This is a genomic window from Legionella sp. MW5194 (assembly GCF_016864235.1).
Classification (GTDB): domain Bacteria; phylum Pseudomonadota; class Gammaproteobacteria; order Legionellales; family Legionellaceae; genus Legionella_C.
Genome location: NZ_CP045732.1, coordinates 2172171 through 2193925 on the forward strand (window position 1 = coordinate 2172171; position 21755 = coordinate 2193925).

Below are 21755 nucleotides of genomic sequence, written 5' to 3' on the forward strand. Positions count from 1 at the left end.
ATGCAAAACCCATTGATTAAGCAATTCAGCCTGCCGCTTCTAGCCTGGTATGATGAGTATGGCCGCAAGGATTTGCCCTGGCAGCATCCGCGCAGCGCCTACCGTGTCTGGGTTTCGGAAATCATGCTGCAGCAAACGCAGGTGCAAACCGTTCTCCCCTATTTTGACCGTTTTATGCACCATTTTCCGACGGTGCACGCTTTGGCCGAGGCAAGCGAAGAGCAGGTCATGGCCCATTGGTCCGGCCTGGGGTATTATAGCCGGGCCCGCCATCTGCACCGCACAGCCCAGCTCATTGCCAGCGAGTGTGGCGGTGAATTCCCACAGGATGTCACCGCCCTTGCAGAACTTCCTGGTATTGGTCCATCCACAGCCGCAGCCATTGCCTCCCAGGCCTTTAATCGCCCCACGGCAATCCTTGATGGCAATGTCAAACGGGTTTTAAGCCGTTACTTTATGGTCGATGGCTGGCCTGAAAAGGCTGAGGTGAAAAACAAACTCTGGCAATTGGCCCAGGACTGCATGCCTTTGCAGCGGTGTGCCGATTACACTCAGGCCATCATGGATTTGGGCGCGACCTGCTGCACCAGTAAAAACCCGGGATGCGCCCGTTGCCCCGTGCAAACCAGCTGCCTTGCTTTCAAGCATGGAAAAGTCAGCGACTACCCTTTTAAAAAACAGAAAAAGCCACTCCCCGTCCGGCATCGGCAATTTTTATTGCTTTGCCGGGACAATCAGGAAATTTACCTTGAAAAAAACCCGCCGAAAGGGTTGTGGAGCAGCCTCTGGTGTGTACCCAGTCTCGACACAGAAAGCCCTGTCGAACCGTTTATCGAGGCTCACTATGGTTTTAACACGTTAAAGATTGAGAAATTAACGTTCATCAAACACACGTTTAGCCATTTTCATTTACACATGACGGTCAATCTGGTTCATACAGGTTTGTCCGTCAAGCACCCCTTTAAACAACCGCAAGGCCAATGGGTTCATGCTGTCGCGGCCACCGAGCTCGCTTTGGCCAAGCCCATGCGTGATATCATCGAACGCTACCTTGAATACCTGGCGGCATAGCCCGTATTGACTTAACAACCGACATCCATCCCGAGGTTATCGGCTGTCGCGGCGGCGCTGGCTTAGCGTCATTAACAGCAGAAAACCGCCCGCCGCCAGCAACAGACCCATTTCGCCAAAATACAATTGGTTCACCGGAATATTTTTCCATTGCGCCAGCAGGTAATAAAACAGAATAATCACCACCCCTGAAACACTGTTAAACAGAGACTGCACCCGACCCTGAAATTCCAGAGCCGTCATTTCCTGTGCCAACGTGGTCAATAAAGCCCAGGCTGAAAAGGAATACCCAATCAGGAAATGATAAAAAATCGCCCAATGGGTGTTCTGGGTATGGCTAAACAGATAAAACGAGACTGTACCAAGGACAACCTGAACCAGAATAATCCTGGGAATGGAAAACCGCGTGGCCAGCCAGGGACTGATGCACCCCCCTACGATAATCCCCAATGAAAACAGGGCTTCAAGCCAGCCAAACTGAGTAACATTGCTGTGCAGAATGCCTTTCGCATAGGGCGCAAGCAACACGGGCGCCGTCATCATGCAAACAAAGAACAAGCCTTGAACTAAATAAATGAGCAGCAAGGGGGTGTTAGCCAGCACATAGCGTCCGCCTTCAACAAACTGGGTGAATAACGAATCCCTGTTGTCATGTTCATCCTGATTGCGGCGGTATTGAATGCCAAACAGGAGCAACATGGCCAGCAGATAACAGATGCCATTAATTATGAAACAAGCCGAAGAAGACGTCATCGCCAGAATCAGGCCGGCACCGCCCATACCCAAAACCGCCCCGATCTCATAGGCAATATCCACCGTCGCATTGCCATAAAGCAAATCTTTTTTATCGACAATTTCCCTGACAAAGGTCATGGCGACTGGAATATACACCGCGAGCAGGGAACCGATCACTGCGGCTAACACATAAATGGAAAAAGCCGTCATGTGATTTTGCGCCAGAAAGCCAAAGCCAAACAGGCAGGCCGCCCGCAGGCCATTCGCCAGCAACAGCAGAAATTTACGATTGTAGCGATCGGCAATCACGCCAAAAAAAGGGCCCAGCAACACATTGGGTAACCAGAAGCAGGTCATTAACAACGCCGTAGAAACCACCGAAGCACTGAAATGCATCAGAGTCCATACCATGATGATGTAAGTCAAACCGTTGCCAAACATGGCCATCATGCAGCTGGCGGTAAACAGGCTGAATGAACGATTACGAAATAAATAGAACTGATTGCTTACCATTTTAATTACCATTTTTTTTTGTCAGAAACCCGAGGCCAATGCCCTGCAATGAACACGGGTTCATTTTTTTAAATTGATAACTCCTCATAAGACATGAGTGAGTTGCTGTATCTGACGCCACCTCGAGGATGGCTGTTGCGTTAGTTGTTCATTTTAGAAACATTAAGAGGTGGGCAACGTCTGCCAACCGTGTTGATAGAGTGAAATGATATCACACTCAGTCTACAATTTGCAAAGTTTTTATACAGAAATTGCTCGACAAGGATGGGCCGCTGGCGGCTAAAGGGAATCCCTTGCCTGAATCAGAACCCGCTCAGGAGAAAACCATGGAACAGGGCAACTGGCCGGTCACCACCCTTACCCGCTGCATGATGTTCTCTTGTGTTAGGACCGAAATCCAGTATCATCTGTAGCGGGTCATCCTTGAGAGAAGAAATGTATAACCTGTTCATGCTGATAATCAGTTTTGCCGCGCTCCTGTGGTCAGCCAACCATGTGGTGACGGGCGCCTCTGGCATTGCCTACAATTATCGCCTGCCGCCCTTACTGATAGGCTTTACTCTGGTTGCCATTGGTACCTCAGCGCCAGAAATCATGATTGCCGTGAACGCCACCCTGGAGGGTCTGCCGGATATCGCCATTGGCAATGCCATCGGCACCAACATTGCCAACATTGGCCTGGTGTTGGGTCTCACCGCCTTAATCAAACCGCTGACGCTGCAATCTTCCCTGCTCAGCCGGGAATACCCCCTGCTTTTTTTAGTGATGTTGTTTACCTATTCCCTCATGCTCGACGGTTACCTTGGCATCGTCGACAGTTGCCTTTTTTTAGTGGCCTGTGTGGCGATGTTAAGTTATCTGCTGCTGACCTCCCGCCAGTCATTGGTGGCCGCCAGAGTCAACAAGGAATTTCAACAGGCCTGGTTTCGTAAACGCTCCATCAGCCTCCATGCCTTAAGCTTTGTGTTAGGCCTGATTATCCTGCCCTTGAGCGCCCGCTACCTGATTGAAGCCAGTGCCGGCCTGGCGCACGGTTTGGGCGTGAGTGAATTAATCATCGGACTCACTGTCGTGGCTTTCGGTTCAAGTCTGCCCGAACTGGTGACGTCCATCATTGCCGCGCTGCGGGGTGCGGATGACATTGCGGTGGGCAATATTCTCGGCTCAAACCTGTTTAACCTGTTGACCGTAATGATTTTCCCGGGAATGATTCATCCCGCGGTCATCAGCCACGCGGTCTTGTGGCGGGATGTTCCCGTGATGTTTGGCGCCACCCTGATCCTGTTATGGGGCAGTTACCGCAACAAACGAAAATTAGCGCGCTGGCATGGGGTTTTACTGATCATGGTGTATTTCAGTTACATCATCTCGCTTCTGATTAGCGCCAGCCAGTAGGTTATTGCAACGATTGATTTCCCAATACGAATTGATTAATATTCACACAATTTGAACTTTTAGAATCAATTCGTGCAAAAAGTATTGTATTGGCAGGAAGTATTAGGGGACAGCAGTCATTTAATTCAGTACAGGGACGTCGTCAGCAAGCTGTTAAACGGGGACTACAAGGAAGCGGACCTGGAAAAGTTAGCCGGGCACAACGTTTACAGTGTGCGGGTTAACCACAGCGACCGTCTGCTGTTTACCACGGTAACGGTCAACGGCAAATCTTGCCTGCTGCTTTTGGACGTGGTTTTAAATCACGATTACCACAAAAGCCGTTTCTTAAAGCCGCAGGTCTTACGCCAGTTTTTAGAGCAGAACGTGCCAGAGGCCCTAAGCAAGGGGGAATTCACCTTTGTCAAGGCTGACTCCCTGCCTGCCCTGTGGGCCAACCCACAGTCCAAGGAGGAAGAAGAGCCCATTGAATACCAGAAAGTCAGCTTCTACAACCAGACCTTCATTACCCTAAGCGATATCCAGGAGAAGGCCGTTAAAACCCCGCTCCCCGCCGTCATCAGCGGTGCTGCCGGCTCCGGAAAATCCTGTGTCGCCCTCGCCATCCTCGAACAGGCGGTTAATCAATACACGGAAGTGCCGGAAAAGCCCCTGCTCTACGTCACCCAATCCGCCAAATTAGCCGAAACCATGCACAGCATGTGGCTGCAGTTGCCAGCCGCCCAGACCGAAGCCGGAAAAAAAGTCCAGTTCCTCACCTATCAGCAATTCCTGGCGCAGCAAGCCTCGGAGCTTAAGAACAAAAAAGCCCAGGATAAGGCCGACTTCATGGCCTGGCTCGATAACCACATCGCAAGCCACCTCAACGCCCCAAAGCCGCCAAACAGACGATAAGCGACGACTTTCAGGATTTCCTGAAAAACACCGAATCCATGTATCAGGCCTTCCGTTATTTAAGCGGCTACCTTCCCGACAACCCCGGCGGCATCAGCGCCCGGCATGAGCAGTTTAAAAACGACAACGAGCGCCAGTGGCTCATCAATGCCTACACCAGCTATAAAAAAGCACACGACGATGAGAAAAACACCGCCTTTAATCCCGAATTCCATACCTTAAAGCAAAGCGACCTCTTCGACCTCGTGGTCGTTGACGAAGCGCAAGACCTCTCCGGGCTTGAACTTAAAAACTTGCGCCGCGCCGCCCGTAACAGCCAAATCGCCTATTGCATGGACAGCAACCAAAGCCTTAAGGACACCCTGTCTCAACGCCAGTTCCTCTTAAGCTCAGGCGTAAGCCACATTGAACTCCCAGTCACCTACCGATGCCCGGGCCATGTCGTTGACCTCGCCAATGCCATCCTCGACATCAAGCAGCGGTTGACCGGCGGACTTGCCGATAAGCTCGAGTACGCACGCATCATCCCTTCCGAACAGCAAAAAGCCAATCCCGGACTCGTGCAATGGGTCGAGCCCAACGAATTGCCCAAAAACACCCCCCTTAAACAATTAGCGCAAACCACCCGCTTCGCCGTCGTCACCCTTCCTGAGTGGAAGGAAAAAGCCAAAGAATTATTCAACACCCCCCTCGTCTTCACCCCCGAAGAAATCAAGGGACTCGAATACCCCCACATCGCCGCCTACCGACTCTTTGACCACGACACCTGCAACCAGGCCAGCAAAAAAATCAACCACACCGCCGCCAAATCTCAACAGCACCGCGCCAAGGCCGAACAGGGCGACGCCTCCTTCGCTCCCCACTTCAACCAACTCTTTACCGCCTTCACCCGCGCCACACAATCACTCGCCATCGTCGAAGACAGCAGCGTTCATCAACGCAAAAACCTCTTGACCCCCCTTAAACAAACCACCCTCAAACTCACTCAAAACCCCAATAACAACAACAATAACAACAACCCCGAACCCAAACCCACCCCCGCCTCCCAGCAAGACTGGATTAACGAAGCCAATAAACTCAAACAATTAGGCAAATCCGAACAGGCTAAAGCCATTGAACAGCAGTTCACCCAGAAGACCGTTGAGCCATCAGCCAATAAACAAAACACCGCGCTTCCACTGCAAAAAATTAACCAAATCAGCAAAAAAGCGGGAAAAAAACCAGTCCCCACCCCGACAATCAGAGAACTCGCGCCCGAAACACTGGTCATGGCGCTGGTGACCGCGGCGAAAGAAAAAAAGGTGTTTAATCATGAACGGCTCGCTAACCCCACCGAGCTTGAAAAAATTTGGTTGACCATCCCCATTCCAACCCGCAAACGACACTACTCGAACTTGTTCATCTACTCGCTTAACCATTACAATAAAGTGAAGAAAGCCCTAGGCTCCGTCTCACTGGATGCCATTTATAAAAAATTGTTTACGGTTAAAACATTATCAATGACCGTTGATACCTTTGGACTTGAGCGTTCGCTTTTGCATTTTCTATGCGATAACAATGTCACAGCGACCATTTTGCATCATCAATTAAAACATACCCCAGCCCTTTTAAAGGCTATTCCCACGTCATTATGGATTGCCAAATCAGCGCATGGGCCGGTGAATACCTCGCTGCTTTTTCGCTTAACGATAAGCTGTCCGCACATTCTTGAGCTCATGGCTCAGGCCCATCAGGGTGAAGCTCTGGAAAAAATTCCCTTGATGGAATGGTTTGAAGAATACAATCACGCAGAGGGCGCTCGCATGACCCCTTGGGTTTCACTGCTGCTTGCCCCGTTTAAAGCCAATCCCGATTTACAGGATGTCGATGAGCGCACACTCCCACTTTACAACCAAATTTACTACCTCAGCAGTTCAGTCCCTTCCTTTTCGCCTGAACAATTGTGCCGTGAAAATTTTATGGTCATCCGAGAAGGGGTTAAATGCTCCATTACCCTGCTCCATGCACTGCTCTTTACCCGGGAAGGGAGCAACCTGCTGAAACGATGGCTTGATAAGAATCCTGAGTCTTTAGCTAAAATTCCTCTCGAATTCTGGCTTAAAGAAACCCATCTGTTCAATCAGACGCTTACTCCACTTGAAAGCCTGGCCATTCAAGGCAGCCCGATTTTAGAGAGGCTTCTGCAGCAACACCCGGAGTTGCCTTTCATAATCAAACCGGAAATTCTCTATCGGCCAAGCCATAAGGGTTCCATGATTCATTGTTTAGCCGCCGATGAAAATAACCATTTTCTTACCCGAGTGCTAACTAAAAATCCGGAATTGATCACACAAATCCCGGCTGACGCGTGGTATGGTCGCGGTTGTCTTGATACCACCCCGATTTACTGGTTTTCCACCACCACGACAGGCCGGCAATTGATCCTGTTCTTGTTGGAGCAGCATCCTGCCCTGATTAACCAGATTCCCCTGCAAACCTGGCTGGAAAATCCAGGTCCCTTATTAGAGAACCGGGACAAATGCGTGCTTTTCTGGTTACTTAAGGATACGACAAGTTATAAACTATTGGACTTGCTCGCTGATAAACTGATAGACGGTGTTTGTGTTGAGGAATTGCATAAGCTGATTAAGCCCGTTATCGGGGACGTATTAAAGCATCTTGGCGGTGATTCTCAGGAAGGGACACTGTTCTTTTCCAAATTCGCCAACAAATTAAACGACACCATGCTTAAACAGGGTATTTCTCTAAAGCCGCTGGAAGAACTGCTTTTCAAAAATAAAAAACCGCCCGCTGAGACCGGCTCGCATTCACCGCAGTTTTTCTCCCCTGCCCCTTCATCCAAAGAGGAAGAGGCGCCATGCAAAACCATGGAATGGCAAAAACAGTAGCCGGTTTAACCCAGGCGACGGCTGGCTGCCGCAAAATTACGTGATTTTCTAGGCGGCGCCGGCGGTTGGGTCAAAATGGCCAGAGCCTGGATAGCATCGGGTTGACCCGCCCGCGCGGCGCGGTTAATCCACACCCAGGCTTTTTTACGATCTTCAACCACACCCTGTCCGTAATAGTACATGTAGCCAATGGCATATTGGGCATCGGGTTGGCCTTTTAAAGCTTCGGGTTTTAAACGGATAAAGGCGGCGCGGTAATCCTCTGCCTTAAAACTGGCGATGCCACGATATAAATTGGTGTAATTGACACAGGCGGCTAAAGACAAGCTTAACAACAGGGTCATGACCGCACGAAAACATGCCCGCATAGGTTATTCCTCTAGTAAAGGCTTCGCCGGTTCTTCGAAGCGCAATTCATTCTTAGGCAAACTTAAACTCTCAAGTGTACCATTATGCAAAACGACTATGCCATCTTTGCCAATGCGTTTAATCACGGCGCCGCCAGGCAAGGTATCGCCCACCCGGTAAGACTTTTCCTCACCGCCCCCGGCCCGAAGCAGCACCTGCGAATCATCCGGTTGTGTGGAATACATAATTCCGACAATGTCCACATCGATCATGGATTGCTTGATGGTTTCATCCGCCATGTTCACGGGTACATAATCACCGAACAGGGGCGCCGTAAACACCGGGGAATGGGCAGCAATGGATTGTTCTGCAATCACCGGCGCCGGATTGGTACGCAGGGGGTGGGCATCCAGCGGTTTGAAGAGTCCATAAATCTCAAGCAGAGTCAACAGGGCGAAGAGAGTCACCATCGCCATGGCGATGGCCTTTTCATGGTTTTTCAATGATAGAAACGAGAATTCGCTGGCTTTCATGCTAAGTTACAGGGATCAATCTACAATAATCAGAGAAGCAATCTGCTAAAGTTAGCATGGTTTTTGCCTGCGACTATAGCGTTTTGGTAAAATTTTCTAACAAAAGGACTTGCAAGATGCAACAACAGGAACAACCGCATGTGCAATTAGCCGCGATGTCCCGCTGGTATGTTGTTTCCCGCGCGATTCATACCGTGGCGAAACTGGGCGTTGCCAACCATATGTCGTCCGAGCCCACCCACGTCAACACCCTGGCCGAGGCGACTGGTACCCAGCCTGAGCTGCTTAATCGCATGCTGCGGTTTCTCTCAGCCTACCAAGTTTTCCATCATCACGATGATGCTTACTCGCTGACCGAACTGTCCAAACCGCTTCGCGACGATGATCCCCACTCCATCCGCGATGTCCTGTGCATGGTGGATGACAGCTGGTGGCAGGCCTTTTCAGCCCTTGACCAAAGCTTGAAAACCGGAGAAGCCGGTTTTCGTGCGCAGCATGGCGACGATTTCTTCCATTTTTTAAGCCAGCACCCGGAAAAACAGCGTAATTTCGATCGCGGCATGGCTAAACTGTCGACTTACGATGACAATGCCATTGCCAGGGCTTATGATTTTTCCGCTTTCCACACCTTGACCGACATGGGCGGCGGGTTAGGCGGTCTCGCCAGAGCCATCGCCTTAAAGCATCCCGACGTCCACGTCACTCTGTTTGACTCCCCGCAAGTTATCGCTCAACTCAATGCCCATGACTTCCCCGCTAACCTAAAACGGCAGGGAGGCGATTTCCTGAAAACCATCCCAACAGCAGACGCCTACCTCTTTAAGGGGGTATTGCACGATTTCAATGACGACATGATGCATCAGATTTTAAGCAATTGCCGCCGGCAAATGCCCGCAGAGGCCATGTTGTTTATTGCCGAACAGGTCCTGCCGGACAATGACCTGCCGCATCCTAACAAGACAATGGACATCGTGATGATGGCACTCTTGGGTGGCAGGCAGCGCACACTTGGCGAATGGCAGAAACGCATTGAGCCGTCGGGCTTTCATTACGTGGATCATTATAAAACCGACAGCATTTTTTCATTGATGGTGTTTAAACCCATTCAATGAGAGAGCCCCTCAGCAAAGGCGCGTTTAACCCGCAGGCTGACGCGCCGCAATTGATTTTTTAGCACAATTTGAATAATATTCATCCAATTTGAGCCTTGAGAATCAATTCGTGCAAAAAGTATTGTATTGGCAGGAAGTATTAGGGGACAGCAGTCATTTAATTCAGTACAGGGACGTCGTCAGCAAGCTGTTAAACGGGGACTACAAGGAAGCGGACCTGGAAAAGTTAGCCGGGCACAACGTTTACAGTGTGCGGGTTAACCACAGCGACCGTCTGCTGTTTACCACGGTAACGGTCAACGGCAAATCTTGCCTGCTGCTTTTGGACGTGGTTTTAAATCACGATTACCACAAAAGCCGTTTCTTAAAGCCGCAGGTCTTACGCCAGTTTTTAGAGCAGAACGTGCCAGAGGCCCTAAGCAAGGGGGAATTCACCTTTGTCAAGGCTGACTCCCTGCCTGCCCTGTGGGCCAACCCACAGTCCAAGGAGGAAGAAGAGCCCATTGAATACCAGAAAGTCAGCTTCTACAACCAGACCTTCATTACCCTAAGCGATATCCAGGAGAAGGCCGTTAAAACCCCGCTCCCCGCCGTCATCAGCGGTGCTGCCGGCTCCGGAAAATCCTGTGTCGCCCTCGCCATCCTCGAACAGGCGGTTAATCAATACACGGAAGTGCCGGAAAAGCCCCTGCTCTACGTCACCCAATCCGCCAAATTAGCCGAAACCATGCACAGCATGTGGCTGCAGTTGCCAGCCGCCCAGACCGAAGCCGGAAAAAAAGTCCAGTTCCTCACCTATCAGCAATTCCTGGCGCAGCAAGCCTCGGAGCTTAAGAACAAAAAAGCCCAGGATAAGGCCGACTTCATGGCCTGGCTCGATAACCACATCGCAAGCCACCTCAACGCCCCAAAGCCGCCAAACAGACGATAAGCGACGACTTTCAGGATTTCCTGAAAAACACCGAATCCATGTATCAGGCCTTCCGTTATTTAAGCGGCTACCTTCCCGACAACCCCGGCGGCATCAGCGCCCGGCATGAGCAGTTTAAAAACGACAACGAGCGCCAGTGGCTCATCAATGCCTACACCAGCTATAAAAAAGCACACGACGATGAGAAAAACACCGCCTTTAATCCCGAATTCCATACCTTAAAGCAAAGCGACCTCTTCGACCTCGTGGTCGTTGACGAAGCGCAAGACCTCTCCGGGCTTGAACTTAAAAACTTGCGCCGCGCCGCCCGTAACAGCCAAATCGCCTATTGCATGGACAGCAACCAAAGCCTTAAGGACACCCTGTCTCAACGCCAGTTCCTCTTAAGCTCAGGCGTAAGCCACATTGAACTCCCAGTCACCTACCGATGCCCGGGCCATGTCGTTGACCTCGCCAATGCCATCCTCGACATCAAGCAGCGGTTGACCGGCGGACTTGCCGATAAGCTCGAGTACGCACGCATCATCCCTTCCGAACAGCAAAAAGCCAATCCCGGACTCGTGCAATGGGTCGAGCCCAACGAATTGCCCAAAAACACCCCCCTTAAACAATTAGCGCAAACCACCCGCTTCGCCGTCGTCACCCTTCCTGAGTGGAAGGAAAAAGCCAAAGAATTATTCAACACCCCCCTCGTCTTCACCCCCGAAGAAATCAAGGGACTCGAATACCCCCACATCGCCGCCTACCGACTCTTTGACCACGACACCTGCAACCAGGCCAGCAAAAAAATCAACCACACCGCCGCCAAATCTCAACAGCACCGCGCCAAGGCCGAACAGGGCGACGCCTCCTTCGCTCCCCACTTCAACCAACTCTTTACCGCCTTCACCCGCGCCACACAATCACTCGCCATCGTCGAAGACAGCAGCGTTCATCAACGCAAAAACCTCTTGACCCCCCTTAAACAAACCACCCTCAAACTCACTCAAAACCCCAATAACAACAACAATAACAACAACCCCGAACCCAAACCCACCCCCGCCTCCCAGCAAGACTGGATTAACGAAGCCAATAAACTCAAACAATTAGGCAAATCCGAACAGGCTAAAGCCATTGAACAGCAGTTCGCTCAACCCATCCACCGCGTTACTGCAAATCCTGTCGTGAACAATCCCACACCCGCCCGCGTGCCAGTCATTAACCTCGATACAGGAACAGCCAAGCCTAAAAACAATAAAAAAAGCAACCCTTTTCAGGGCCTGGTCGAGGCGGTGGTGAAAGCGGCTGAGGAGGGAACACCGCTTAAACACCCGGACCGGAATAAACTGAGTGCCACGTTTGCCAAGATGAAACAAATCTGGCTGGGCATACCGGTTAGACACTACCCTAACCTTTTTATCTATGCACTCAACCACTATAAAGCAATTGACCAGGCACTGACCCCTGTTTCTTTTAATCCAGTCTGTGAGAAATTGTTTACGGTTGATTGGTTATCATCCCTCTATCGTGAAAACGAGTCTGACGAAGGACGCCCTTTCCTTCACTATTTATGCGAGGACCCAAAGCTAGCCCCCTTTCTCGCCCTTACCCTTTATGAAATTCCGCCGCATTTATGGACTAAAAAAATAACTCAGGGACTTGACGTCAGTTCACCTCTTCTTCATTTAATGGCTAACTGCGCGCATCTCTTGCCGCCTATCGCCGACCGAATCCCATTGGAAAAATGGTTTGAAGAGTACCCCCGGGAGAAAGACTGTCTAAGCCTCTGGGTCCAGCTTTGCTTTATCTGGTTAATAGCAGAAAAGACTGCCATTAATGAGCATATAAACGCCGCATTAAAAAAAATCAGTACAATTACCCTGACAAAACCGCCTTTTTCTCCCGAACAACTCATCCGGAAAAATACCGCCGTATTGAATCATGTCGAGGTTACTATGACCTTATTGCAAGCCCTGGCGCTAAGCCCCTATGGTTGCCACCTGCTTCAGCAATACCTGAATAAATACCCCGAGGCCTGGACAAAAATTCCGGTTGACGCCTGGCTTGAAGTGCAACCGAAGGCGCGGGTTATTCCTGCAATGGAAGGCCTGATGCATAATAGCAGCGGCTTAATGGATCAACTCATCGACCGCTACCCTGATTTACCTTTTGCCATGCCGCCATCAATCTTAAGCCAAAACAACAGTCGCCTGCTTGCATACTGTGTTGATGAACTTCCTTTTTTTACCTGGCTGCTGACTAAAAACCCCGATTTGATTGATACAATCGCACCCACTGCCTGGTTTAAATCCGGTTTTGCCAAAAGCACTCCCCTTTATTGGTTTTCCACCACCCCACAAGGGCGGCAACTCCTTATTCTTATTCTTGAAAAGAATCCCAAGCTCCTTGACCAGATTCCGGCACATACCTGGGTAACGCGGGTAGCAGGGACTCCTCAAAATGGCGTTGGCAACAAATCTATTGTCTGCTGGCTGCTTCAGGATCAAGCCAGCTACAGGCTATTGGATTTATTGGCAGACAAACTGGTCGACACGCTTTCCATGAGCGAATGGCATGCTCATTTAGCGCCGGTTATTAGTGATATAACAGCCTACCTGGAGGGGATCGCCTGCCAAAGCGGCAACGCCGCAGGCTTGGACTTTTTTAGTCGACTGTTTGACACCTGGGGCCGGGATTTCCCCAGCGACGACCCCCTGTTTAACCAGGCGAACGCGTTGCTCATCCGCATAAAATCCCGAACCGCGATTTTTGCTTCGCCTGCGTCTCCCCTGCTTTTTAGCCCAGCCAAGGCTTCGTCATCGAAGCCTGAGAAAGAAGAGCAAACCGGTTCAATGGAATTACAGTCGTAAATCACCGGGATAAGAAGCGGCTGTCATCGGCCGCCTGTTTATCGCCTGTCCAGTGATTTAAACAAGTGCGATTGAAATATTCGCTTCGGATCATAATCATGCTTTAACTGGCGCCAGTGTTCAAACTGGCCGTTGTAATGATGGCGCCAGTAGTCTGATGAAATCTCCTCGCCTAAAAACCCTGACAGGTAACGCTTGCCGCCCGCTTTTAAGAAACGGTCGTCCAATGCCTGCATGGCAGCCAGGCAACTCGGCAAAAGCACTTTGGCAATACCGGGGTTTAAAATCATGACCGCACAGATGTCCTCGCTGTCTGGCAGCGCAAAGAGGGTATCGCGCCACGAGGGGGCTAAGGGAATAACCTGCAGGATATTGGCATAATGGATCGGTAAACTGGCCAATACCTCCTTTAATTGCTGAAACAAGGCTTTCGCCGGCATAAAACATTCATACCAGGGATGCTGTAAATCCCATTGCCCCGTCATTTTCATGGCCGCAAAACGCGAATCATGACGATGCAGGTAAGACTCAATGGGCTCATCCTGTTGATGGAGAATTTTTGCAGGCGTTAACAGATCATGGATACGACTGACCTCTGGCGGTGTTTCATCGTATTCTATGGTCACGTGCATGGCGTAAAGCCACTCGGCAAAGGGGAAACGCCCGTGATCGGTTAATCTCGCCCCCTGAATGGCCGGCGTGCAAAAAGACTCCAGTCCATCCGCTATGCGGCGTACTTTATAAAGATCATCCCGCCACTGGTTTTCGTCATGGTAACTTAAAAAAAATGTTCGTACATTTTTTTTACATGGACGTAATGGAATACAGGCTTTGCTGATGACGCCGAACTGACCTTGTCCGCCAAGACAGGCTTTAAACAAGTCATCACCCGCCTTCACCTCGTGCCGTTCGCCATCCGCGGTAATGACCTCCAGGGCGCTCACATGAGAAATCACCGTTCCGTATTGAAACGACGCAGCACCCACGCCCCCTGCCGACAGCACGCCTCCAATAGACAGATTGCAGTTGTAGGGGATAACATAAGGAATCTGTTTCTTTTTGAGACTGACCGCCAATAAATCGCTGAATGTGGCATTGCCTTCCACCCAGATGGCGTCCTCCTCCTGCGTTAACACGCGATTGAAATGCTCAAGGTGAAGGGTCACGCCGCCTTCAACGGGCAGGGACTGGCCGCTCTGGCTTAAGCCCTTTCCGCGAATCACGACCGGTAAACTCTCCTGGTGAGCATAAGCAAGAATAGCCCGCAGGGCATCCAGGTCTTTAGGCTGGAAAACCGCATGGGGCTTTGCCTGCAGGAGTTTGCCGAAATCCTCTCCAAAAGAAAAAAGCGAATGCTCATCGCTGAGCATCGCTTGTCCAAACTCCTTCTTACACTGCTTGATCTGAGACGAATTCCACTGCGTTTGCTGCATGTTGTTGATTCCTTTCTTTTGCCAGTTCCAAACGTTGTTTGCATGCAATTATCAATCCATCAAACATCTTGTTGAATGCATCGTAGCATCGATCAATCATCTTTAAGGCTTCACGGCGGGTATGCACAGAAACGGGTCGCTCAAAGAGCTTGCGTTCCATCTCTTCTTCAAAGAGAGCATGCGCCATTTCCACTTCCAGATGTGAGCTGGAGAAGTACTTCAGATTTTTGTCTTCACCCGTCTTTTTGACTTGTTTGACGACCTTTTCAAAGAACACATGGCCTGAAGATTCCAGAGTCAGCAACAAGGCAATGTTGAGTATTTCATCGTCTGTTTTATAAATCTCAGACATGATGGAATACGCGGCGTCACGGGTTAATTGAGTCTCCTTACTGTAAAGCCAGGCTACGTCGTCGTGAGAGCAGCACTTGTCATGACTGACAGCGCTCATGTACTTCTTATCATGCAGGAACCATTTTTCATGTCCGGCATCTTCCAGTCGATGGTGACGAGCTACTTTTTTAAGGTAGGGATCGGTCACTCTCTCTTCATTAAGACGTAAAATATCCTGGAATGTCATGGCCCAAAAAGTGAGCTCTGGAACAAAGTAGCTGATTTCTTCAAGACTTTTTAATTGTTCCAATACTTCAAAAAATGGGTGGTTCATAAACTCTTGTTGTTTAGAGTCGATATAGAGTTGAATCGTTTTCATAGCGGCCTCCGAGGCACAAAATGGGTTGGACAAATTATCTTTTGCAGCCCGCGTGCCAACTTTTTGAACAAAAAAAGAAAGCCTACCGTCCTTAAAAGCCCGTTCTACCGTGGTTCCTTTTTTTTCATTCCACGGCCAAACCTCAGGAAGCGACAAAAAATTGTCCCTGAATACCAGTTTTTGACAAAAAATTGACCAAAAACCCCCTTCATTCTAAGGGATTTTTTTATTGGGGGGCTAAATTCGCCAATTTTTTGTCGTATTCGTCCATTAATAAATCTACTTGCTTCCAATTTATTTCTTCCACGCACCTCGCTTCATCACAAATGACGTTAAGTAATTCGCCCTGGATGTCACCCAGCGCCATCGCATCGGAGTATGGCGTGTTGGTGAACATGACCAGGACATGCTTGGACACATAACGATTGGGGTATCGATGCATCAACTCCTGTTCCAGTTGTTTTTTTAAATTAAATCGCGCATCCCGTATATCAATCTGAATTTCGTGATAATTGTCCATGGACATTTTGGCTACGGCCTCGGTGTTGACCTTGCGGGATTTATAAAAAGCGGGCATGACCGTTTGCCAGTCATCATCGTATTGATCAAGCAAGTCGTTAAGAATACGGCAATCTTCAAAGGCACTGTTCATACCCTGACCAAAAAAGGGCACAATGCCATGGGCTGCATCGCCAATGAGCAGGCACTCGTCCCGATAGTACCAGGGCGAGGTTTTAATGGTACTCATGTGACCGGTGGGGTTGTGCAAAAACTCCCCGACCAAGTCAGGCATGGCGTCGACAGCATCCGGAAATGCCTGTTTAAAGAAACGGGTGATTTTGACTTCATTATCAAGCTCAGCAAAACTGTTAACCCCTTCATGCGGCATAAACAGCGAGCCGGTGATGGAGTGGTCCGTGTTGGGATTACCCAGTAACAGAAATGAATCCCGTGGCCATAAATGCAGGTGCTCACGCACCAGTTGTTCAGGATGGCCGCTGCTGATGGACAGTTCTTTATAACCATGCGGCAGGTAAGTGCGGCTGGAGGTGACCAATCCTTCGCGCATCAGGCTTTCCCGCACCGGTGAACCTGCCCCGTCGGCACCGATTAATCGCTCATAGGCTATCGTCGACCGTTGTCCTGCCTTGTCTTCAAAATGCAGCACTTTGTGGTGCACATCCACGTTTAACAGCTTCATGTCGAAGTAAATAGTAATCGTGGGCAGGCTATCTGCCGTGTCCAGCAGCAACGCATTTAAATCACTGCGTTGCACCGCATTAATGTATTCATCGGGATGGCGGCCAAAGGCCTGGTATTTAATGGAACCCTCTTCCTCGTGAATGGCCCGGGCCCGCATGGGCACCAGGATGGCCTTAGCCTTGTCGCTTAAGCCCACACCGGCCAAGCCCGTTAAGCCCCGACAGGACAGCGCGAGGTTAATGGAGCGGCCTCGATCCTGCGTCTTGAGGCGCAGATCAGGTCTCGACTCATAGATATCGACCTTGTAGCCGCGTCTGGCCATGTAAAGAGCCAATAACGTGCCAGCCAGGCCTGAACCAATAATGGTCAGATTTCTCATAAACCGCCTCCATACAGGTTACAGCTTGAGTCAATCCATTTACTGCCTTTCCTGCTTGCCGCAGAACGCTTACCTGTTTTCAAATAATGCCTATTGCATCACCTACTCCTTACAGCGTGATTGGATAATGAAGCCTTTTCCCGCTTGGCTTTTTCAAAAAGTGATCCAGCAAAATTCGTGCCGAAGCCGGCTTAAGACCTCTAAATAACAGGCATGGAGAAAGGATGTTTATGATTTTTTAAAATACTGAGCGATGTACTCTTTAATGGAAGACGCTTTATGAGGTGGCTTGAAATAATAACCCTGGGCGTAATCGCAACCGTGTTCGACAATGAATTTCTTCTGCAATTCCGTCTCAACCCCTTCAGCCAGCACTTCAAGGTTTAAGCTGTGGCCAAGGTTGATAATGGCTCTGGCAATCGCCGCATCATTTTCAACGTTGACCAGCTCGCTGATAAAGGATCGATCGATTTTTAATTTATCAACAGGAAATTGTTTCAGATAGGAAAGACTGGAATAACCGGTACCAAAATCATCAATAACCAGTTTAATGCCCATGTCTTTCAGCCGATACATCGTTTGCACCGCCCTTTCAATGTCATCGACCAGCAGGCTTTCCGTCAATTCAAGCTCAAGATTGCGGGGTTTAAGACCGGTTTTTTGCAATACTTCGGTAATCACCTCGGGCAGAGAACTTTGACGGAACTGACGTCCGGAAATATTCACAGCGACACTTAAATCGTCATAGCCTTCCTTGTGCCATTGAACTGCCTGTGTGCAAGCCTCTTCCAACACCCAGCGGCCGATATCGATAATCATGCCGTTTTCTTCAGCCATGCCGATAAAATCAATAGGCGACACACTTCCTAACAAATGACTTTCCCAACGAATTAACGCTTCAACTCCAACGACTTTATCAATCCTCAAATCAATTAGCGGTTGGTAAACCAGATAAAATTCATTGCGCTTGAGCGCATCCCGCAAAGCATTATCCAATTGCATGTGGTTAATGACGCGGCGGTTCATTTCCGGTTCAAACACACGGTAATTGTTACGGCCGCTGTCTTTGGCGTGGTACATGGACAAGTCGGCATTTTTCATTAACGACTCATAATCCAGCCCGTCTTTGGGATAGTAACTGATGCCAATGCTGCCGGTAATTTTTAAACTGTGCTGATCCACCTGAAACGGTTTTTCAATCATGTGCAACAATTCCTGCGCCATTTGCTGAGCCTGCTTTTCATTGCTGATATCCTGCAGCAGAATGACGAATTCATCGCCGCCTAAACGGGCGACCGTATCGAAATCATTGGTTGCGATAAGCAGGCGGTTGGATACCGCCTGCAGCAACTTATCACCGATGCTGTGGCCTAAGGTATCATTGGTCATTTTAAAGCGATCCAAGTCCAAAAACAGGAAAGCCAGAATAGACCCTTTCTTTTTCGCCTGTAAAATGGCCTGTTCCACCCGGTCCATGAGCAGAACGCGGTTAGGCAACTCCGTTAACGAGTCGTGTGTGGCCTGCCTGACCAGTTGCTTTTCCATTTCCCGGCGTTGGGTAATGTCATTGATAATACAGACGAAATGCTTTACTTTTCCAAATGAATCGCTGACCGGGGCAACACTTAATTCACACCAGAACAGCTCACCGTTGCGGCGGTAACTTTCCAGTTCCACCGTTTCTTCGCGCAACTCTCGAATGGCGAGCGCAATTCGCTTTTGATTGACGTGATCGGTTTTAGTACCTAATAACTGGGCCAGGTTTTGGCCGATGGTTTGGCTTTCCGTATGCGCGGTAATGCGTTCGAAGGCTTTGTTGACGTAAATAATCGGCTGATTGGCTTTGGTAATGTCGATAATGGCCACGCCGTGCGTACTGGCTTCAATGGCGCGTTCGCGGATGCGTAACTGATCATCGGACATGCGCTTTTGAGTCACATCCCGGAAACTGTAAACCCGGCCGACAATTTCATTGCCGACCCGCTGCGGCTGGGTGTACCGTTCAAAAATGCGGCCGTCTTTAAAATGCAAAACCGGCAATTCCCCCTGCCACTCGGGATTTTCATACAAATATTGAACATCGGCAATGACGGCGGCAGGATTGCTGAGTTGCTCGAGAATATACTCAAAACCGATACTTTCGGTGCCGGATTCCAGCATGTGAGAAGGGATGCGCCACATTTCAACAAACTTCTGGTTCCAGTCAACTACCTGGCCCTTGCCATTGACCATCATAATGCCGTCTGCGGTGGATTCAAGCGTCGCGCGTAATAAAGAAAGGGATTTTTCAAGCTCAACATTCTTTTCGAGCACACCGCTCGCTTCGATTTGAATATTATCGGATAATGGGACATTGATGGAACGTTGGAATTCTGGCTGCGTGTGGTACCATTTTTCCAAATAGGCAGACAACTGCGGAGTTAAGGACAAGATGCCCAACTCTTCGCAGACACTGGTTAAAGAAGGTTCTTCACCCCGTTGTTTTAGAATTTCCGCTGCTGAGGCAACTTTTTCGTAGTCTATTTCTTGCCTACCCATGGATCCCTCACTAAAATATCGCACATCCTCATTAGCGGCCAGCAATGGTATAACTTTAATCACTCTGATATGCCATTACGCGCTACCTATAGTATATAACGCCTTCCTGACTTTTGCTGGAAGAGCCCCAAAGAAGGACTTTGATCATGGACAAGACACATTTTGATACCCGCGCGATTCACGCCGGACAACAGCCTGACCCCGCGACTGGCGCGGTCATGACGCCCATTTACGCCACGTCCACCTACCGTCAATCGGCCCCAGGCGTTCATCAGGGCTATGAATATTCACGCACGCATAACCCGACCCGCGCCGCCTACGAAGCCTGCATTGCCAGCCTGGAGTCAGGACAACGGGGTTTTGCTTTTGCTTCCGGTATGGCCGCCATCAATACTGTTGTTGACCTGCTGGATAGCGGCGATCATGTCATTGCCATGGACGATCTCTACGGCGGCACATTCCGTCTTTTTGATAAGGTAAAAACCAGAACCTCCGGCTTGTCTTTCAGCTTTGTGGACATGACTAATCCGGCAACGATTGAAGCAGCCATTCGACCAGAGACCCGCATGATCTGGGTGGAAACCCCCTCCAATCCCATGTTGAAACTCGCTGATTTACGGGCCATTGCCGCTATTGCCAAACGTCACAGGCTGATTGCGGTAGTGGACAATACCTTTGCCACCCCCTGGATTCAAAGGCCGCTGGAGCTGGGTTTTGACCTCGTTCTGCATTCTGCAACCAAGTATTTAAACGGCCATTCCGATGTGGTCAGCGGCATTGTGGTGGTCGGGGATAATACGGAAGTCGCTGAAAAAATGGCCTTTCTGCATAACTCCTGCGGCGGCATTGCCGGCCCTTTTGACAGTTTTTTAGTTCTTCGCAGCTTAAAAACCCTGTCCTTACGCATGCAACGGCATTGCGACAATGCCATGGCCCTGGCAGAATGGTTACAGAAGCATCCCAGGATAGACAGCGTCATTTACCCCGGTCTTGCCAGCCATCCTCAACAGGCTTTGGCTAAACAGCAGATGCACCATTTCGGCGGTATGATTTCCATGGTGGTGAAAGGGGATATCACCGCGGCGACCCGCTTTTTATCCCGCTGCGAACTCTTTACTCTGGCAGAGAGCTTAGGCGGTGTCGAAAGCCTGATTGAGCATCCGGCCATCATGACCCATGCCTCGATACCTGCCGAAACCCGGCGCAAACTCGGCATTGTGGATGGTTTTATCCGTCTTTCCGTTGGCATTGAGCACATTGAAGACTTGATTGCCGATTTGCATCAGGCCCTTAACTAACTGGAATCCATTATGAATCAGACCAAAACCTCAGGAGGACAATTGCACGGTGTGCTGGCCATTGCTGTGCTTACCTTGTCCACCTTCTTTTTCTTTATTCCCATGCTGTTTATGGGATTATTGAAGCTTGTTCCCAGTGTTCGTCTGAAGGTGTTTTGCACAAAGGTCATCGACGGCATCGCCTTTTGCTGGGCGGACGTGAACAAAGCCTACATCAATGCCACCCAACCCATTGACTGGCAGGTATCAGGACTTGAAAATCTTAAACGCAACGATTGGTATTTACTGGTTGCCAACCACCAGAGCTGGCTGGATATTGTAGTCCTGCAGTGTATTTTTAACCGCAAAATCCCGATGCTTAAATTTTTCATCAAGGATTCGCTGAAATGGATTCCACTGCTGGGTTTTTCCTGGTGGGCCATGGGCTGCCCGTTTATGAAGCGTTATTCCAAAGAGTACCTTGCTAAAAAACCACACAAAAAAGGTAAGGATCTTGAAGCCACCCGCAAAGCCATTGAAATCTTCAAGCACACACCGTCCACCATCATCAATTTTGTGGAAGGCACGCGCTTTACTCATCAAAAGCAGGTCAAACAGCAATCCCCTTATGATCACCTGCTAAAACCCAAAGCGGGCGGTATCAGCTTTGTGATGAGCACTCTGGGAAAAAAATTCAACAATTTACTCGATGTGACCATTATTTATCCGGATGCGCGTTATTCCCTATGGGATTTCCTTTGCCATCGCATGGCCCCTGTCATTAAAGTCTGTATTCGGCCGATTCAGATTCCCGACGAATTTACCACCACGCAACTGGCTTATGATGAAAACACCCAGACAGCGTTCAGGGAGTGGCTGAATGAGCAATGGCGTAAAAAGGATGAATTAATCAGCAGCCTGCGGGAAGAAATACTGGTATAGCC

The 21755-nt window shown here is 49.6% G+C and carries 16 protein-coding genes; 9 read left to right on the forward strand and 7 right to left on the reverse strand.

All coding sequences use genetic code 11. The annotated features are described in order from the left end of the window. On the forward strand, nucleotides 1–1071 hold the full coding sequence (gene mutY, locus GH742_RS10095; protein ID WP_203454844.1) for an A/G-specific adenine glycosylase: 1071 nt from the start codon (nucleotides 1–3) through the stop codon (nucleotides 1069–1071). Between the two features lie 36 nt (nucleotides 1072–1107). On the opposite strand, the gene GH742_RS10100 is transcribed toward mutY, so the two are convergent. Continuing rightward, nucleotides 1108–2319 (reverse strand): MFS transporter, encoded by a 1212-nt coding sequence (locus GH742_RS10100; RefSeq protein WP_203454845.1) that lies wholly within the window; start codon nucleotides 2317–2319, stop codon nucleotides 1108–1110. 450 nt (nucleotides 2320–2769) lie between these two features. On the opposite strand from GH742_RS10100, the gene GH742_RS10105 reads away from it, so the two are divergent. The 3 genes from GH742_RS10105 to GH742_RS10115 all read left to right on the forward strand — a co-directional run bounded on the left by GH742_RS10105 (nucleotide 2770) and on the right by GH742_RS10115 (nucleotide 7496). Next, nucleotides 2770–3714, forward strand: coding sequence for a calcium/sodium antiporter (locus tag GH742_RS10105; protein WP_239005199.1), 945 nt, complete (start codon nucleotides 2770–2772; stop codon nucleotides 3712–3714). Nucleotides 3715–3786: 72 nt separating this feature from the next. Next, on the forward strand, nucleotides 3787–4608 hold the full coding sequence (locus GH742_RS10110) for a hypothetical protein (RefSeq protein WP_203454847.1): 822 nt from the start codon (nucleotides 3787–3789) through the stop codon (nucleotides 4606–4608). A gap of 38 nt (nucleotides 4609–4646) precedes the next feature. Then, entirely contained in the window at nucleotides 4647–7496 is a 2850-nt protein-coding gene (locus tag GH742_RS10115; RefSeq protein WP_203454848.1) for a hypothetical protein, read from the forward strand. Nucleotides 7497–7501: 5 nt separating this feature from the next. Here GH742_RS10115 and GH742_RS10120 read toward each other — a convergent pair whose 3' ends face one another. Further along, complete coding sequence (locus GH742_RS10120) at nucleotides 7502–7864, reverse strand: SEL1-like repeat protein (RefSeq protein WP_203454849.1); 363 nt, start codon at nucleotides 7862–7864, stop codon at nucleotides 7502–7504. A 3-nt stretch (nucleotides 7865–7867) separates the two neighbouring features. Then, entirely contained in the window at nucleotides 7868–8377 is a 510-nt protein-coding gene (locus GH742_RS10125) for a type II secretion system protein N (RefSeq protein ID WP_203454850.1), read from the reverse strand. A gap of 116 nt (nucleotides 8378–8493) precedes the next feature. Between GH742_RS10125 and GH742_RS10130 the strand changes: the two genes are divergently transcribed. From GH742_RS10130 to GH742_RS10140, 3 genes are all read left to right on the forward strand, one after another. Further along, nucleotides 8494–9489, forward strand: coding sequence for a methyltransferase (locus tag GH742_RS10130; RefSeq protein ID WP_203454851.1), 996 nt, complete (start codon nucleotides 8494–8496; stop codon nucleotides 9487–9489). 109 nt (nucleotides 9490–9598) lie between these two features. Further along, nucleotides 9599–10420, forward strand: coding sequence for a hypothetical protein (locus tag GH742_RS10135; RefSeq protein WP_203454847.1), 822 nt, complete (start codon nucleotides 9599–9601; stop codon nucleotides 10418–10420). 38 nt (nucleotides 10421–10458) lie between these two features. After that, nucleotides 10459–13269 carry a hypothetical protein gene (locus GH742_RS10140; RefSeq protein ID WP_203454852.1) on the forward strand — a complete coding sequence of 937 codons (2811 nt, stop codon included), beginning with the start codon at nucleotides 10459–10461 and terminating at the stop codon, nucleotides 13267–13269. A gap of 38 nt (nucleotides 13270–13307) precedes the next feature. Here the strand turns inward: GH742_RS10140 and GH742_RS10145 are convergent, their stop codons facing one another. From GH742_RS10145 to GH742_RS10160, 4 genes are all read right to left on the reverse strand, one after another. Then, complete coding sequence (locus tag GH742_RS10145) at nucleotides 13308–14702, reverse strand: FAD-binding oxidoreductase (protein WP_203454853.1); 1395 nt, start codon at nucleotides 14700–14702, stop codon at nucleotides 13308–13310. After that, nucleotides 14659–15414 (reverse strand): hypothetical protein, encoded by a 756-nt coding sequence (locus tag GH742_RS10150; protein WP_108290089.1) that lies wholly within the window; start codon nucleotides 15412–15414, stop codon nucleotides 14659–14661. The genes GH742_RS10145 and GH742_RS10150 overlap by 44 nt, the downstream gene beginning before the upstream one ends. Nucleotides 15415–15640: 226 nt before the next feature. Next, complete coding sequence (locus GH742_RS10155) at nucleotides 15641–16996, reverse strand: NAD(P)/FAD-dependent oxidoreductase (protein ID WP_203454854.1); 1356 nt, start codon at nucleotides 16994–16996, stop codon at nucleotides 15641–15643. Nucleotides 16997–17224: 228 nt separating this feature from the next. Beyond that, nucleotides 17225–19534, reverse strand: a complete 2310-nt coding sequence (locus tag GH742_RS10160; protein ID WP_203454855.1) for a bifunctional diguanylate cyclase/phosphodiesterase — start codon at nucleotides 19532–19534, stop codon at nucleotides 17225–17227. Between the two features lie 146 nt (nucleotides 19535–19680). Between GH742_RS10160 and GH742_RS10165 the strand changes: the two genes are divergently transcribed. Continuing rightward, nucleotides 19681–20832, forward strand: a complete 1152-nt coding sequence (locus tag GH742_RS10165; RefSeq protein WP_203454856.1) for a cystathionine gamma-synthase — start codon at nucleotides 19681–19683, stop codon at nucleotides 20830–20832. A gap of 12 nt (nucleotides 20833–20844) precedes the next feature. Continuing rightward, on the forward strand, nucleotides 20845–21753 hold the full coding sequence (locus tag GH742_RS10170; RefSeq protein ID WP_203454857.1) for an acyltransferase: 909 nt from the start codon (nucleotides 20845–20847) through the stop codon (nucleotides 21751–21753). The last annotated feature ends 2 nt before the right edge of the window (nucleotides 21754–21755 follow it).